The organism is Paraburkholderia sp. BR10936 (assembly GCF_040965735.1).
GTDB lineage: Bacteria > Pseudomonadota > Gammaproteobacteria > Burkholderiales > Burkholderiaceae > Paraburkholderia > Paraburkholderia nodosa_A.
On the sequence record NZ_JBFRCM010000002.1, the window covers coordinates 222,183 to 237,943 of the forward strand.

At 65.6% G+C, this 15,761-nt stretch carries 14 protein-coding genes and 1 tRNA gene; 8 read left to right on the forward strand and 7 right to left on the reverse strand.

All coding sequences use genetic code 11. The features are described 5' to 3' along the window. The first annotated feature begins 96 nt into the window (after nt 1-96). The 7 genes from hcaE to AB4Y36_RS04440 all read left to right on the forward strand — a co-directional run bounded on the left by hcaE (nt 97) and on the right by AB4Y36_RS04440 (nt 5,715). Nucleotides 97-1,452 (forward strand): 3-phenylpropionate/cinnamic acid dioxygenase subunit alpha, encoded by a 1,356-nt coding sequence (gene hcaE / locus AB4Y36_RS04410; RefSeq protein WP_368682403.1) that lies wholly within the window; start codon nt 97-99, stop codon nt 1,450-1,452. Then, nucleotides 1,449-1,997 carry a 3-phenylpropionate/cinnamic acid dioxygenase subunit beta gene (gene hcaF / locus AB4Y36_RS04415; RefSeq protein ID WP_368682404.1) on the forward strand — a complete coding sequence of 183 codons (549 nt, stop codon included), beginning with the start codon at nt 1,449-1,451 and terminating at the stop codon, nt 1,995-1,997. The genes hcaE and hcaF overlap by 4 nt, the downstream gene beginning before the upstream one ends. Nucleotides 1,998-1,999: 2 nt before the next feature. Continuing rightward, the gene (gene hcaC / locus AB4Y36_RS04420) at nt 2,000-2,320 is read left to right on the forward strand and encodes a 3-phenylpropionate/cinnamic acid dioxygenase ferredoxin subunit (protein ID WP_368616528.1); all 321 of its coding nucleotides are present in this window, start codon (nt 2,000-2,002) and stop codon (nt 2,318-2,320) included. Beyond that, nucleotides 2,320-3,135 carry a 3-phenylpropionate-dihydrodiol/cinnamic acid-dihydrodiol dehydrogenase gene (gene hcaB, locus AB4Y36_RS04425; RefSeq protein WP_368682405.1) on the forward strand — a complete coding sequence of 272 codons (816 nt, stop codon included), beginning with the start codon at nt 2,320-2,322 and terminating at the stop codon, nt 3,133-3,135. The genes hcaC and hcaB overlap by 1 nt, the downstream gene beginning before the upstream one ends. Before the next feature lie 13 nt (nt 3,136-3,148). Next, entirely contained in the window at nt 3,149-4,375 is a 1,227-nt protein-coding gene (gene hcaD, locus AB4Y36_RS04430; protein WP_368682406.1) for a 3-phenylpropionate/cinnamic acid dioxygenase ferredoxin--NAD(+) reductase subunit, read from the forward strand. Nucleotides 4,376-4,462: 87 nt separating this feature from the next. Continuing rightward, nucleotides 4,463-4,539: transfer RNA gene (locus tag AB4Y36_RS04435), tRNA-Val, on the forward strand. Between the two features lie 213 nt (nt 4,540-4,752). After that, a complete protein-coding gene (locus AB4Y36_RS04440) occupies nt 4,753-5,715 on the forward strand; it encodes a TauD/TfdA dioxygenase family protein (RefSeq protein ID WP_368682407.1) in 963 nt (320 codons plus the stop codon). A 28-nt stretch (nt 5,716-5,743) separates the two neighbouring features. Here the strand turns inward: AB4Y36_RS04440 and AB4Y36_RS04445 are convergent, their stop codons facing one another. Together AB4Y36_RS04445 and AB4Y36_RS04450 are read right to left on the reverse strand one after the other, a co-directional pair. Then, entirely contained in the window at nt 5,744-6,991 is a 1,248-nt protein-coding gene (locus AB4Y36_RS04445; RefSeq protein ID WP_368682408.1) for a D-amino acid dehydrogenase, read from the reverse strand. Nucleotides 6,992-7,157: 166 nt separating this feature from the next. After that, the gene (locus AB4Y36_RS04450) at nt 7,158-8,789 is read right to left on the reverse strand and encodes a methyl-accepting chemotaxis protein (protein ID WP_368682409.1); all 1,632 of its coding nucleotides are present in this window, start codon (nt 8,787-8,789) and stop codon (nt 7,158-7,160) included. A gap of 331 nt (nt 8,790-9,120) precedes the next feature. Here AB4Y36_RS04450 and AB4Y36_RS04455 point away from each other — a divergent pair, with 331 nt between their 5' ends. Beyond that, nucleotides 9,121-10,344, forward strand: coding sequence for a YeeE/YedE family protein (locus AB4Y36_RS04455; protein WP_368682410.1), 1,224 nt, complete (start codon nt 9,121-9,123; stop codon nt 10,342-10,344). A gap of 123 nt (nt 10,345-10,467) precedes the next feature. Here the strand turns inward: AB4Y36_RS04455 and AB4Y36_RS04460 are convergent, their stop codons facing one another. The 5 genes from AB4Y36_RS04460 to AB4Y36_RS04480 form a co-directional block, all read right to left on the reverse strand. Continuing rightward, on the reverse strand, nt 10,468-11,055 hold the full coding sequence (locus AB4Y36_RS04460) for a YSC84-related protein (protein ID WP_069261483.1): 588 nt from the start codon (nt 11,053-11,055) through the stop codon (nt 10,468-10,470). A 197-nt stretch (nt 11,056-11,252) separates the two neighbouring features. Beyond that, on the reverse strand, nt 11,253-12,197 hold the full coding sequence (locus tag AB4Y36_RS04465) for a DUF2950 domain-containing protein (protein WP_368682411.1): 945 nt from the start codon (nt 12,195-12,197) through the stop codon (nt 11,253-11,255). A gap of 26 nt (nt 12,198-12,223) precedes the next feature. Next, nucleotides 12,224-13,585, reverse strand: a complete 1,362-nt coding sequence (locus tag AB4Y36_RS04470) for a DUF3300 domain-containing protein (protein WP_368682412.1) — start codon at nt 13,583-13,585, stop codon at nt 12,224-12,226. 226 nt (nt 13,586-13,811) lie between these two features. Next, entirely contained in the window at nt 13,812-15,167 is a 1,356-nt protein-coding gene (locus AB4Y36_RS04475) for a TAXI family TRAP transporter solute-binding subunit (protein WP_368682413.1), read from the reverse strand. A 127-nt stretch (nt 15,168-15,294) separates the two neighbouring features. Then, entirely contained in the window at nt 15,295-15,729 is a 435-nt protein-coding gene (locus tag AB4Y36_RS04480) for a MarR family winged helix-turn-helix transcriptional regulator (protein WP_069261486.1), read from the reverse strand. Between the last annotated feature and the right edge of the window lie 32 nt (nt 15,730-15,761).

Consider the following 15,761-nt stretch of genomic DNA (forward strand, 5'->3'; position numbering starts at 1 on the left):
GGCAACAAACAAAATATTTCACATCGGCAAAGCGAGCAACGATCATCCGTCTGCGTTCTCCGCCAAAAGGGGAATGCTGCCACGGAGGAGACTCGCATGTCCGCAATCATCGACATCGATGCACTCGTCGACGCGCAAAATGGTCGCGTCACGTCGTCGATCTATACCGACCCCGACATTTACGCGCTCGAACTCGAGCGCATTTTCGGCCGCTGTTGGCTCTTTCTCGCCCACGTCAGTCAAATACCGAAAGCCGGCGACTTTTTCAATACCTACATGGGCGAAGACCCCATCGTCGTGGTGCGCCAGAAGGACGGCTCGATCAAGGCCTTCCTCAATCAGTGCCGCCATCGCTCGATGCGCGTGAGCCATGCCGATTGCGGCAACACACGCGCGTTCACGTGTCCGTATCACGGCTGGTCGTACGGCGTGGACGGCGCGCTCATCGACGTGCCGCTCGAATCGCGCGCCTATCCGCAGGGCCTGTGCAAGGAGCAATGGGGCTTGCAGGAAGTCACGCGCGTGGCCGTGTACAAGGGCCTCGTGTTCGGCAACTGGGACGCGAACGCGCCCGACCTCGAAACCTATATGGGCGACATCGCCTGGTATCTCGACGGCGTGCTCGACCGACGCGAAGGCGGGACCGAAATCGTGGGCGGCGTGCACAAGTGGGTGATCGACTGCAACTGGAAATTCCCGGCCGAGCAGTTTGCGAGCGATCAGTATCACGCACTCTTCACACACGCGTCCGCCATTGAAGTGCTCGGCGCGAAGGAAGGCGCGGCCGACAAGGCGCTGGGCGCGGGTCAAACGGCGCGCCCCGTGTGGGAGACCGCGAAAGACGCGCTGCAGTATGGCCAGGCGGGCCATGGCAGCGGATTCTTCTTCACCGAGCAGCCCGACGCGAACGTGTGGGTGGACGGCGAAGTCTCGCAGTACTTCCGCGACACCTATGCCGAAGCCGAAGCGCGCCTGGGCAAGGTGCGCGCAATGCGTCTGGCGGGCCACAACAACATGTTCCCGACGCTTTCGTGGCTCAACGGCACGGCCACGCTGCGCGTCTGGCACCCGCGCGGGCCGAACCAGGTGGAAGTGTGGGCGTTCTGTATTGCCGACAAGGCAGCGTCCGATGAAGTCAAGGCCGCCTTCGAGCGCAGCGCGACGCGCGCGTTCGGGCCCGCAGGCTTTCTCGAACAGGACGACTCGGAAAACTGGGCCGAAGTGCAGAAGGTGCTGCGCGGCAGCCGCGCGCGCAAAACGAAGCTATGCCTCGAAATGGGCCTCGGCAACGAGCGCGTACGCGAAGACGGCATACCTGGCATGACGAACTACATTTTTTCGGAGACGGCGGCGCGCGGCATGTATCGGCGCTGGGCGGACCTGCTGATAGCCGAAACGTGGGACGAAGTGAACGAGCGCACCGCGCGCTACGAAGCGGAGGTGCTCAAATGAGCGAAGTCGCCGAACCGGTTTTCACGCCCGCGCGCGTGGGTCTCGAACTGCATCACGAAATCGAGCAATTCCTCTTTGACGAAGCGGCGCTGCTCGACGGCTGGCGCTTTCGCGCATGGCTCGATCTCATGGCGAAGGACATTCGCTACACCATGCGCACGACCGTCAACGCGCAAACGCGCGACCGCCGGCGCGGCGTGCAGCCGCCCACCACGTGGATCTTCAACGACACGCATTTCCAGCTCGAGCGCCGCGTGGCGCGCCTCGAAACCGGCATGGCGTGGGCGGAAGAACCGCCTTCGCGCACCCGCCATCTGGTGACGAACCTGCGAGCGTTCACCACTGAAACGCCCGGCGAATACGAGGCATACGTGAACTACGCGCTCTACCGCTCGCAGAAGGAACGCGACGAGACGTTCTACGTGGGCCGCCGCATCGACCGCGTGCGCCGCGTGGAGGGCGCGCCAGGCTGGCAGGTGTGCAACCGTGAGATCACGCTGGACCAGGCGGTGCTCACTTCCCATAACCTGAGTGTGCTTTTCTGATCATGGCCCATATTTTTGTCTGCCAGGACGACGCGTTGTCCGATGGCGAAGCGATCAAGGTGGACGGCCCGTCCGCCGCGATCGCCGTATTCAAGGTGAACGGCGAGCTTTTCGCGCTGAACGACCGCTGCTCGCATGGCAATGCCTCGATGTCCGAAGGCTATATCGAAGACGACGGCACCGTCGAATGTCCGCTGCATGCCGCACGCTTTTGTCTGAAGACCGGCACGGCCCTGTGCCAGCCTGCGACCGAAGCGCTCAAGACGTTCCCTGTCACGTGCGTTGACGGCGCGGTTTTCGTCGACGTTCCGGAGGCCGCGTAATGGGTTGGCTCGATAACGAAGTCGCGCTGATCACGGGCGGCGGCTCGGGACTCGGCCTTGCACTCGTCGAACGCTTTCTCGAAGAAGGCGCGCGCGTGGCGGTGCTCGAACGTTCGGCAGAGAAAGTCGCGGCGCTGCAAGCGCGCTTCAGTGCGCAAAACGTCGTCGCCGTGCAGGGCGACGTGACCTCGTACGCCGACAACGAGCGCGCCGTGAGCGCCGCCGTCGAAGCGTTCGGCAAGCTCGACATCTTCATCGGCAACGCAGCGATCTGGGATCATGCTTCGAGCCTCGTCGATCTCTCGCCGGCGCAGCTCGACAGCGGTTATGAAGAGCTTTTTTCGATCAATGTGAAGGGCTATCTGCTCGGCGCGAAAGCGGCGGCTCGCGCGCTCATCGCGAGCGAAGGCAGCATGATCTTCACGCTCTCGAACTCTTCGTTCTATCCGGGCGGCGGCGGTCCCCTGTACACGGCGAGCAAGCATGCGGCCGTGGGCATCATCCGCCAGCTGGCCTACGAACTCGCGCCCAAGGTGCGTGTGAACGGCGTCGGCCCTTGCGGCATGGCGAGCGATTTGCGCGGCCCCGCTTCGCTCGGCCAGCAGGACTTGCGCATCATGGATTCGCGTTCGCCCGAAGCGATTGCGGGGATCCTGCCGCTGCAGTTCTTCCCGCAGCCTGCGGATTTCACCGGGCCCTACGTGATGCTCGCTTCGCGCGCGAACAATCGCGTGCTGAGCGGCGTGATGATCAATGCGGACGCCGGCCTCGGCATTCGCGGCATCCGTCACGCGGCGGGCGGCCTGCATCTGTAACGGGAAACAGATCATGAACGTCTCGACTATCGTCATCGTCGGTGCGGGCCAGGCGGGCGCGCTCGCCGCCGCCGAATTGCGCCAGCAAGGCTATGCGGGCCGCGTCGTACTGATCGGCGAGGAAGCGCACGCGCCTTATGAACGGCCGCCGCTTTCGAAGGACGTGCTGCTGCAACCGCAAACGGCGCGCTGCGCGATTCACGGCGAGGGCTACTACGCGGAGCGGAACATCGAGTTGAAGCTCGGCGTGGCCGTGACCGCGCTCGACGCACAGGCGCGCATCGTCACGCTCGCGAACGGCGAATCGATCGCCTTCGACGAACTGCTGCTCGCCACGGGCGCGCGCGTGCGACGCTTGCCGATGCTCGACGCGCTGGGCGAGAACGTCTACACGCTGCGCACGCTGGAGGACGCGCAACGCCTTATACCCGTGCTTCAAGCGCGCAAGCGCGTGCTGCTGGTGGGCGCGGGCGTGATCGGTCTCGAACTCGCTTCGAGCGCGGTCGATCTCGGCGCGGAAGTCACCGTGATCGAACAGGCGCCGCGTGCGATGGCGCGTTGCGCTCCGCCGCTGCTTACCGAGCATCTGTGCGACGTGCATCGCGCGCGGGGGGTGACACTGCATCTGGGCTCGCCGCTCGCGTCAGCCACTCGCGAGAACGGCGAACTCGTGCTGACGCTCGAAAACGGCACACGCATTACCGGCGACGCGGTGATCTACGGCATCGGCGTCGAACCCGAAACCACGCTCGCTCGCAAAGCAGGCCTGCAAATCGACAACGGCATCGTGATCGACGCGCGGTGTCGCACCTCGCACGCGCACATCTACGCAGCCGGCGACGCCGCCAGCCAGTGGGACGAGGCAAGCGGCCACCACCAGCGCCGCGAAACGTGGGAGAACGCGAACCGTCAGGCGCAAACGGCGGCGCGCGCGATGCTCGGCCTCGAACCCGAAGCCTGGGAAGCGGCCTGGTTCTGGACTGATCAATGCGGCCTCAACATCCAGTTCGCGGGCGACATGACTGCGCCTGAATGGCTCACGCGTGGTTCGCTGCAAGCGCCGCCCTGCGTTCTGTTCGGCCTCGACGGCGAAGGCGCGCTGGTTGGCGCGATCACCGTGAATCAGGGTCGCGACATGCGCAGCGCCAAAGCGCTGATCGGCAAGCGCGCGCGCATCGCCCGCGAAACGCTCGCCGATCCCACGCATAACCTGCGCAATCTGGCGCGCGAATTCGCCTAGGCGCACACCCGAAAACACGGCGTTTCACCCGATTCGAGAAAAGCGCTTGCAAGCGCGCGCGAGTGTCTCTATAATTCGCGCCTCGACAGGCTCGTAGCTCAGTTGGTTAGAGCACCACCTTGACATGGTGGGGGTCGTTGGTTCGAATCCAATCGAGCCTACCAACGAACATGCAGTAAAGAAGCTGTACCTTGCAGCATCTTGTGAATGACGCATTCCCTCGCGGGTCTGCGTCATTTTCTTTTGGTGCGCGCTAATCACACACGCAGCTATCCATAGCGCACTAACGCTCGCATAGCTTCGCAGAAATCGTCAGTTCTTCTCGCGGCGCAAGCCTGCTTGAATGGACGTTCCACGTCCAGCCGAGGAGACTTTCGATGTCCGACGTTCACACGCAGCGCCCCGCCGTTTCCGTTCCGTCTGCGCATCTGCATTCCTCCACGCAGCAACACGCCGGTACCACGCTAGACCTCCATCAGGTCGCGGGCCGCATTGGCGCGCGCATCGACGGTGTGCGTCTTCATGCCGATCTCGACAGCGCCACGTTCGACGCGATCAACGCCGCCCTGCTGCGCCACAAGGTGCTGTTCTTCCGTGGCCAGCAGCATCTCGACGATACCGCGCAGGAAGCCTTCGCGCGGCGCTTCGGCGAAACGGTCGCGCACCCTACGGTGCCCTCGGTGGAAGGCGGCAGCCTGCTGGAACTCGATTCGCTGCACGGCGCGCGCGCCAACTCGTGGCACACCGACGTCACCTTCGTCGACGCCTACCCGAAAGTCTCGATCCTGCGCGCCGTGGTGATTCCGCCATTTGGCGGCGACACGGTGTGGGCCAATACGGCCACCGCTTACGCGCAACTGCCCGAGCCGCTGCGCGCGCTGGCCGATACGCTCTGGGCGCTCCACACCAACGCCTACGACTACGCGTCCACGCACACGAACGCGGACAGCGCGCAGCTCAAGCGTTACCGCGAAGTCTTCACGTCGAAGGTGTACGAAACCGAACATCCCGTGGTGCGCGTGCATCCGGAAACGGGCGAACGCACGCTCGTGCTCGGCCACTTCGTGCAGCGGCTCAAAGGTCTCTCGTCGTCCGATTCGGCGCATCTGCTGCAGGTGTTCCACGAGCACGTCACGCGGCTCGAAAACACGGTGCGCTGGAACTGGCAGGAAGGCGACGTCGCGATCTGGGACAACCGCGCCACGCAACACTATGCGATCAACGACTACGGCGACGCGCGCCGCGTCGTCCGGCGCGCGACCGTGCGCGGCGAAGTGCCGGTGAGCATCGACGGACGCACGAGCGTGGTCGTGCGCGAGGAAGGCGCGACGCTGCAGTAGCGCCTCGTTGGCGAATCAGCGAGCCAGATCAGCGGCCCGGCGCGAAGGCGTCGCCGTCGATCGGCAACTCGCGCTCCGCCAGCAGATCGGCGAGCAGCTGTGCGCTGCCGAGCGCGAGCGTGAAGCCGAGCGCGCCGTGCCCCGTGTTGAGCCACAGGTTGCGAAAGTGCGTGGCGCCGATCACCGGCTTGCTGTCCGGCGTGGCGGGACGCATGCCGGTCCACGTCTGCATGGCGTCGTAGTCGCCCGCGTCGGGGAAGGTTTCGCGCGCCTGGCGAGTGAGCAGCGCGATGCGGGCGTCGTCGGCGTGCGGGTTCATGCCTGTGAGGTCGACCATGCCCGCAATGCGCAGTCGCTCGCCGAGCGGAGCGTAGACGACCTTGTGATGCGCATCCGTGACCGAGACGCGCGGCGCGCCCTGCGCATTCGCATTGGGGAGCGTGAGGCTGTAGCCCTTGAGCGGATACACGGGCACGTGCACGCCGAGCGAGGCGAGCATCGGCTGGCTCTGAAAACCCAGGCACACCACGAAAGCGTCGGCTTCGATGTCGCCCTGCGAGGTCTGCGCGGCGACCACCCGCAGCCCTTTCGTTCGCAGTCCGGAAAACTCGGTGGCCAGTTGCAGGTTGACGCCGTCGCGCTGTGCCGCGTGTGCAAGGCCACGCGTGAACTGATCGCAGTCGGCGGCCTCTTCGCCTGGCGTGTGAATGCCGCCCACGATCTCCGCGCCGATATGCGCGAGCGCGGGTTCGAGCGCGACGCACGCCGCGCCGTCGAGCGCGTGTTGCACGCAGCCCAGCGTCGATTGGTAATGCGCCTGGCGGCGCGCAAGCGCAAACCCTTGCTCGTCGCGATACACCACGAGCTTGCCGTTGCGCACGTAGTCGAATGACAGCGCTTCGCGCTCGACCACCTCGTGCATGAGTCGCTGGCTCAAAAAGCCGAGGCCGAGCAATTCGGCCGTGGTCGCGCGACTGCGTGCGCGCGTGCACGCACGCAGGAACGCGGCGCACCAGCGCCATTGGTGCGGATCGAGCCGCGGCACGAAACGCAGTGCGGCGTCGCGCGAGAAGAGCCATTGCGGCAGCTTGGGCAGCACGGAGGGGTCCGCGAGCGGCGCGACGTAGCTGTAACTAAGCTGCCCGCCATTGGCGTGGCTCGTTTCGCGCGCCACATCGGCATGGCGCTCGACCAGCGTGACTTCGTGCCCATCGCGAGCGAGCGCGTACGCCGTGCTTACGCCAATCACCCCACCGCCTAAAACGCAAACTCGCATGATCCCTTGTTCTCTTTCGCTGACGACCAAACCCTGACGGCCTATGCCGCCAGTCTCGCCGGGAACGATGGGGAACTCAATTGCGAATTGCGCGCGGGGTATAACCTCAGGTTAAAGCGGCCGGAGGTTGTCCTTGCAACGGCAAGGAAAACCCGCCACGGCTGGCTCAGGCCAGCGCCGGCGTACTCCCGCGGGCCGCGCGCGCGTCCGCCGCAGCGGCTTGCGCCGGACGCGTACCGGCCTGCCCCGCGCCGCCCAGATTGAACACCGCTACGGCCTCGCGCAGCAGATCGGCCTGCGATTCGAGCGACTGCGCGGCCGCCGCCGCTTCCTCCACGAGCGCCGCGTTACGCTGCGTGACCTCGTCGATCTGCGCAATCGCGCGGTTCACCTGTTCGATGCCGTCGCTCTGCTCGTGCGTCGCGGTTTCGATCTCGCTCATGATCCCGCTCACGCGCGCCACCGCACTGCGCGCCTCGTCCATGGTGCGGCGCGCGTCTTCCACGAGGCGCGCGCCCGCGCCGACGGTCGCCGCCGAGGCCGCGATCAGCTCCTTGATCTCCTTGGCCGCCGTGCCCGAGCGCTGCGCGAGGCTGCGCACCTCGCTCGCCACGACCGCGAAGCCGCGGCCCTGCTCGCCCGCGCGCGCCGCCTCCACCGCCGCATTGAGCGCGAGGATGTTGGTCTGGAACGCAATGCCCTCGATGATGCCGGTGATCTCCTCCACCTTCTGCGACGAGGCCGTGATGTCGTTCATCGTCGCGTTCACGCGGGCCACCACGTCGGCGCCGCGCGTGACCGTTTCGAGCGCGGTCTGGGCGAGCCCGCTCGCTTCCTTCGCGCCGTCCGTGTTCTGGCGCACCGCCGCCGAAAGCTCCTCGATGCTCGCCGCCGTTTCTTCGAGCGCCGCCGCCTGCTGCGCCGTGCGATCCGAGAGATCGACGTTGCCCGACGCGATCTGCTTCGCGCCCTGGGTGATTTCATGCGTGCTGCCGCGCACGCGCGAGACGGTGCCCACGAGGCCGTCGCGCATGGTCTGCAGCGCGCCCAGCAGCTGGCCCATTTCGTTCTTCGAGCGCACCCGCACGTCCACCGTGAGGTCGCCCGCGGCGATGCGCTCGAAATGGCGGATCGCATGGTTCACCGGCTTGACCACGGCGGCGGCGAGCCCCACGCGCGCGAACACGCCGATCGCCACGCCCACCACGCCGATCACGCCGAACACGATGAGCGACAGGCGAAAGCGCTGCGCGGCGGTATCGGCGTCGTGCTGCTGGCGCGTGGCCTGCCAGGTCTCGAGCGCGTCGATCGCCTTCGCGTAGGCGCCGTAGTAGCGGTCGGCGGTTTCGCCCTGGATCGTGCGGAAGGTGTTGAAATCGTTGTCGACGAGCGACTTGTACTCGGGCTCGAGCGCTTGCGAGACGAGCGCCTCGCGCGCGCTGCTGACGGCCTGGGCGAGGCGCGCCTCTTCGGGGTCGTCGAACGGGCCGGCGCTGTAGCGCGCGAATTCCTTGTTCGAATTCACGAGCACCTCGTGCGCCTTGTCGAGCAAGCCGTCCGTGGCCTTGCCGACGCTGAAGAGCGTCTCGTAGCCACCGAGCGCGAGGCGCACCTGAAGCAGGCGCTCCGAACTGCTCTTGAGGGCGTCGAGCGACTGCGCGCCGCGCTGGGCGTCGTGCAGGCTGTCGTTGGTGATCTTGAGCGCGCCATACGACACGCCGATCACCGTCAGCAGAAACGCGACGAAGATACCGATGACGAGCGTTAGCCCACGGCGAATGGTGATATTTCCCAGCATGAGGTCTCCGTTGCGTTTCTTTTATCTTCCAGCCAGTGCGACTTTGCGCGGCCCACGCGTCTTCGCACCTCGTCTCGCCTAACGGCAGACGGCGCGCGGCGCTGCATAGGGGAAATCCATGATGGGCGCAGGGCTTCGCGGGATTTGGCGCAGGTTCGTCCCAATGTCTGGGAAAGCCCCGTCTGGACGGGGTTTGTGGCGATGTCTCATGGCCCAACGCGAGTCGCGAAAAGCCGGCCCGGGGGCTCGGCCAGACCGATTTGCGATTCGTGCTATCGTTTTGCTTTCATCGATTGATTTTCCTGGCGGCTTTCCGGGCTGCCCCGCTCCCATGTCCGACCTCTCCACGCCGCTCGCGCGCGCGCCGCGCCGACTCGACTCCATCAATCCCAGGCCGCTAGGCATCGCGCTGTTGCTCGTCGCGCTCGGCGCGGTATATCTCGCGCAGACCGTGAGCGGGCGTCAGGCGGCGCTCTACGGGGTCGGCGCGCTGCTCGGCATGACGCTCTATCACGCGGCGTTCGGCTTCACCTCGGCATGGCGCGTATTCATCGCCGATGGGCGCGGCGCCGGCCTGCGCGCGCAGATGGTCATGCTCGCCATCGGCGTGCTGCTGTTCTTCCCCGCGCTCGCAGCAGGTTCGCTCTTCGGCCATCCGGTCACGGGCCTCGTTTCGCCCGCGGGCACATCGGTCATCGTCGGCGCGTTCATGTTCGGTGTCGGCATGCAGCTGGGGGGCGGCTGTGCCTCGGGCACGCTCTACACCGTGGGTGGCGGCAGCACGCGCATGGTCGTGACGCTCATCGCCTTTATCGTCGGCTCCGTGGTCGCCACGGCGCACATGCCGTTCTGGACGTCGATGCCGCAATTGAAGCCGTTCTCGCTCGTGAACGCGTTCGGCGCCGCGCCGGCCATTGCGCTCAACCTCGTCGTGTTTGCGCTCATCGCCGCGCTCACCGTGCTGGTCGAAAAGCGCCGCCACGGCCGCCTCGTCAACGAACCGCGCGCGCCGCACAACTCGCCGTGGCTGCATGGCCCGTGGCCGCTGCTCGCCGGCGCGGTCGCGCTCGCGATCCTGAATTTCGCGACGCTCGCGCTCTCGGGCCGCCCCTGGGGCGTAACCTCGGCATTCGCGCTGTGGGGCGCGAAGGGCTTCGCCACGCTCGGCATCGACGTGGCGAGCTGGAAGTACTGGATGGCCGGCCCGAACGCCGCCGCGCTCGCCGCCCCGGCAAGCCACGACGTCACCACGGTCATGGACATCGGCATCGTGCTCGGTGCAATGGCAGCGGCTTCGCTCGCGGGCCGCTACGCGCCGGTGTGGCGCATTCCGCTGCGCTCGCTCGTGGCGGCCGTGATCGGTGGGCTGCTGCTTGGCTATGGTGCGCGCCTCGCCTACGGCTGCAATATCGGCGCGTATTTCAGCGGCATCGTATCGGGCAGCCTGCACGGCTGGCTGTGGCTCGTGTGCGCGTTCGCGGGCAATGTGCTCGGCACGAAGCTGCGCCCGTGGTTCGGCCTCGAAGTCGAGCGTGTGAAGAATACGGGCTGCTGAGTGACGTACGCGGTGACGTACGCGGCGGCGCCAGTTCGAGCCGCGCAGAAATGACGAAGGGCAAGGCTTGAGCGCCTTGCCCTTTTTTACATGATCCGGCGCTTTTTACCGGTGCGCGCCTTGTCAGATATTCAGACGCGTGACCTTGGTGCCCGCCAGCGAGACGTCGGCCATCAGGCCCGCGTTGGTCAGCACGAAGGCTTCGACCGGGTGCGTGGCCGTGTTGGTGTCGACGACACCGTTCGCGCCCACGGTCACGAGCGCGACCGAAGCGTCGGCCCCCGCCGCCCAACCGTCCGTCGCGCGGAATTTGTCGAGTGCGTCCTGCGTCATGAAGGCGAAGATGAGCGCCTTCGACTGAGCGCCGGCCTGCAGGCCGAACGAGCCCGACACGGTGCTGTAGTAGCCGACCGTGGCGCCGCCCACGCGCAACGCACCCTCGCCATATTGCGCGCCGACGATGAAGCCGGCCTGCAGCACTTCGGGGAACACCAGCACGCCGCGCGACTTCGCGAGGAGTTCGTGCGAGCCTTTCACGGTCGAATACAGCCGCGAGAGGGTGCCGTCCACAGACGCGTCGATCGACTGCCGCTTGGACATGTTCTGCGACGCCGTGGAATTCGAATTCGTCGTGGTGGTGCAGCCCGCGAGCGTGAGACCGCCCGAGGCAAGGGTCACCGCCGCCGTCAGCATGAAGTTGCGTCGTTGCATTTGGTTATCTCCACACGAATGAGAGTGCGGGAAAGATTGAGCAAGCTACATGCCCGACCTCTCCGCTTCCGCTGGCCAAAGCCCGCATCGGGCGACAGCCACGTCGCCGTGGCTTGATTGTGCCCGAATTCCGTGTGAGGCGTCCGTTGGAGAACAAACCTGGACATCATGCCCACCGACGGATCGCGGATCGCCAATCAGGGTTTAGTGGCCTGCCAGGACGAGTCGGGATCGAATGCCTTGATCGCCGCTGCCGTATGCGCGCCGTTCGGCCCGAGGTTCTTCTGATAGAGCTGGCCGTCCTGGTTGATGATGAAGCTCATCACACCGGTTTTGCCGTATTGCGCCGGCCAGGCCACGAGCGCAAAACCGCCGCTCAGATCCCCGTTGTCGAGATAGCTGCGCGCGCCGCCACTGGCGTGCGGTCCCTGCGCGGTGAGAATGCGAAAGTGATAGCCGTGATACCCCTCGGTCGGCGTGATCTTCGCGTTGCCCGGCATGGCTGCCGCGAGCGGCCCAAGCGGACTTTCGGTCTCGCCCGATTCGACCGGCCAGTACAAACCGTCGTGCGTGCCCGGCGTGCTCACGAGGCGCTGCGCATAGTGCTGCGTGAGCTTGCGATAGTCGTTCTGCGCGTCGACGTAGGCGAGCGAGGTGAGCATGGCAGCACGCTCGTTGCGGCCGATGCGGCGCGTGAGAATTTCGCTCGCGCCTTCACGCGGGTCGAAGTGCCAGCCCTTGCCCGACTGCACGATGGGGATGGGCAGCGTCCAGCCGCTGTCGCCCACCTCGACGTGAGCGCTCGCCTTGCCGGCAACCGGCGTGGCATCAGGGACGACGCGATGACCCTTCGCCCAGGCGCCAAGGTAGTCGTCGATATCGTCCTGACCGATGTTTTGCGTGGGGATGAACTCGGTGAAATCGTTGCCGAGCACATGCTTCATGGCGCCCTGGTCGTTGGTCGCGAGTGCATCGGTGAACGCGTTCGCCGCGGCTTCGGGCGTGGAGAAGACGGCCTGTGCGTAGACGGCGGCGCCGCCGAACTGGGCGGGCAGCAGTGCGGGCGCGCCAAAGAGGGCGAGTGCCGTACCGAGCGCGAGCGCGTAGTCGTGTGGCAGGCGGCGTGCGGAAATGCGGATCATTTTTAGACTCCTCATGATATTCAACGTTATCGACGGCCGAAGTGACGTCCGCCACCCCCGCCGCCACCGCCGAACCCGCCACCACCACCATGGAAGCCGCCACCGCCTCCGCCGCCGTCGAAGCCGCCATGGCTCTGGAGCGCTTCACGGCTTTGCTGGCCGCGTTGTTGTTCGAGGCGCGCATTGGAGCCATCGCCCGCACCGCGTAACGCGTTGTCGCGATTCATGCTCTGTGCACGGTTGTTGAGATCGTTCGCGCGGTTCGCGTTTTGCGCGCTGTTCTGCCCGCGGTTATTCAGCTCGTTGCCGCGGTTGGCGTTTTGCGCGCCATTCTGGGCGCGGTTGTTGAGCCCGTTGCCGCCGCTGGCATTCGGCCGGCCGCCTTCCTGGATGCCCTGGAGTCTTTGCTGGGCATTGCCGCTCATGTTCTGGCCGGTGCGGTTCTGCAGGGTCTCCATAGCCTGCGAGCGCGACTGGTCGTAGCCCCGGTACTGGTTGCGCTGTCCGTTCAGGTTCGCGTTGTTGTAGTTCTGGCGGCGCTCGACATTGGCGTTGCGATTCCAGTTCGCCGTGCCGTTGTTCGAGTTGATGCGGTTGTTGACGTTGATGTTGTTGTAGCGATTGACGTTGATGTTCACGTCGTGGTTGTTCCAGTTGAAGCCGCCCCACAACGAATTCGCGACCGCGATGCCGGCACCGAACGCGAGCCCGCCGACGAACCCCGACGCGATGGCGTAGCCCGGAGGCGGTGGCATATACACGGGCGGATAGGCCGGATACGGCCATACGCCAAAAACCACCGTGGGGTTATAGGTCGGCACGTACACCACCTGCGGATTCGCAGGCTCGATCACGATGGTCTGCGTGGTCGAAGTGCTCGAGGCCGGCTGGACCACGACCTTTTGCTGCTCATTGGACTTGAGGTTGCCCGCCTTCTGCGCCTGCACGCGCAGGCGCTGCACCGAGTCCATCACGTCGTTGGGCTGCGCGAGAAACGCCTTGCCGATCTGCTGGACCCAGTCGGGCTTCGAAGCCATGGTTTCGAGCACCTGCGGGAACGCTACGAGCGATTGCACGCTCGGGTCCCACGGCTGCGAGGCGACGGCCTTCACTGCGTCGTCGCCCTTGAGGTTCGGGTTGGACTTTGTCCACGCGGCGGCAGCGGACACGTCTTGCGGGAACGTGGCGGCCATGAGGACCTGCGCGAGCAACGCGTCGGGATAGAGCGCGATGGGCGCGGTGAGTGAGTCGAGCTGCTGGTTCGAAAGATGCGCCGCGTTCTGCGCAAGCGCGGCAGTGGGCCCGAGCGGCCCCACGAAGAGCGGCGCGCCCGCGAGTGTGGCAGACACGAGCCAGGCAAGACGCTGGCTTGCACCGGATGTTTTCACGTTATGGTCCTCCCGGTTACGAGCAATGGTTCTGATACGCGCAGGGATCGAACATTCGCAAACCTCAAGCGATCCTTACTGTCTCGACGCCGCGACGGCGTGGCTACAAAAAATAAAGGCGCGAGACTCGCAGTGTCAACCGAAGATCTGTTGCAACACGGCGATTAAGCGACGTGCATCAACGAGAAGGAAACTACGTTGGGCGTAACAATATCGTGAATACGAATTAGACCGCGCTGGAGTGCGATTGCGACTCGCCGGCATTCAAGTGCATACGTACGAAACCCACGTGTTCGCGCAACACGTAAAACGCATCGGCGAACGCGAGCGGCATGCGCAGCGTATTGAGGGATCGCTCGATCTCGTCGAGTTCTTCGATCAGCGCGCGCCGCTGTTCTTCGTTCGTATGCATGCGCGCGTCGCGCTCGATGGCGATGAGCGCGCCATAGTAGCGATAAATGCGCGAGCGCACGCGCCAGCGATACAGCGCCGGTATCGTGCGCAACGCGGGAATCACGAGCACGGCCAACGGCAGCAGCAGCACGAGCAGACGGTCCGTCACGCTCGCGAGCCAGAACGGCAGCGCGCGATAGAGAAAGCTCTTGCCCGACTTGTAGTAGCGCGTGGCGTCCTCGCTCACGCGAAAGTCGTGCACCGCCGGGCTCGGAAACTGGCCCTCGCGCTGCAGGATGCCGGGCGCGCCGTTCACCTCGCCTGCCGCTTCGATGAGCAGATCGGACAGCGCGGGATGCAGTGTATCGCGCGCGACGAGTTCGACGGTCGGGCCGATCAGATGCACCGTTTCGCGTGGCTGGCGCCTGCGCAGATCGAGCACGCCGGGCGGCAGGTCGACGTTCTCCAGATACGGAAAGAGCCGCGTATAAGCGGCCGCTTCATCGAAGCTCATCACCGAGATGCCGGGAATATCGAGCAAACGCAGCATGAGCGCGCGCGTGGTCGAGTCGCCGCTCAGCATCGCGGCCTCCACGCGGCCGGAGACGAGCGCCGTGGCCGCATCCATGCCGTCGAGCGGCAGGAACGTGGAGTCGCCGCCGGGATCGATGCCGTTCGCGGAGAGCAGCTTGAGCGCCAGCTCGCGCGTGCCGCTGCCCACGCGGCCAATGGCGATGCGCTGGCCGTCGAGTTCGGAGAGCCGTGTGAGGCCCGAGCCGCGATAGAAAACGACGATAGGCAAATAGGCCACGCTGCCGAGCGACATCAGCGAGCGTGTGTCGATACCGTCGGCGACACCGCCCTGCACGAACGCGAGATCCACATGCTGCTTCGGATCGAGCAGGCGCTGCAGGTTCTGCACCGAGCCGTCCGATTCGAGGATGTTGAGCGTCACGCCGTTGCGCGCGAGGATCGCGCGGTAGGCTTGGGCCATCTGCATGAAGGAGCTGTCGGCGGGGCCCGCGCTGATCGTGATCGCGCGCGGCGGCGCGGGATCGACGAGCCAGAAGACGAGGCCGACGACCATCGCGCAGAACAGGGCCACGGGCAGCGTAGTCAACGCGATATCGCGCCAGGCTGGATGCGCGTGGTCACGCAGAAAGTTGGGCGGCGGTCGATATCGTCTCATGAGAACCCGGCGGCAGAGCGTCAGACTCCTGGAATTCTCATGATGCCATTTTCGCGCCAGATCTGATTGCTGGCGTGGCCGCCTTCCCTCAAGGGCTTACGAAACGCGTGCGCGCGTAACTGGTGTGTCAGCCCGACGCAGCCTTCGTCAGGGCAAACAGCTCGGTGCGCAGCGCCTTCGCGCGGTCGCGCTTCATGTGCTGCTCGAACTCGGCCTGCGCGTCGAGCCACAACGCATGCGCCTTGTCGTAGCGACGCAAGCCCGCAGCCGAAAGCCGGTAGACCAGCGTGCGGGTGTCGTGCTCGGCCGCCGCCGTGAGCACGAGGCCGTCGCGCTGCAACGGCTTGAGCGCCCGCACGAGCGTCGTGCGGTCCATCACGAGGTCGTCGGAGAGTTCGGCGGCCGTGGCGTCGGGCCGGCCCGCGAGGCGAGAGAGGATGGTGAACTGTGCGGCCGTCACGTCGGCCTGCGAGAGATGCCGCTCGTAAAGCTGCGTGACGAAACGCGCGGCCTGCCGCAGCGCAAAACAGTTGCATTCCTCGCGTGTGATCCGCTTCGTCATCGTGTTCCCCGCCTGTTTCCCAGTTCGTATCT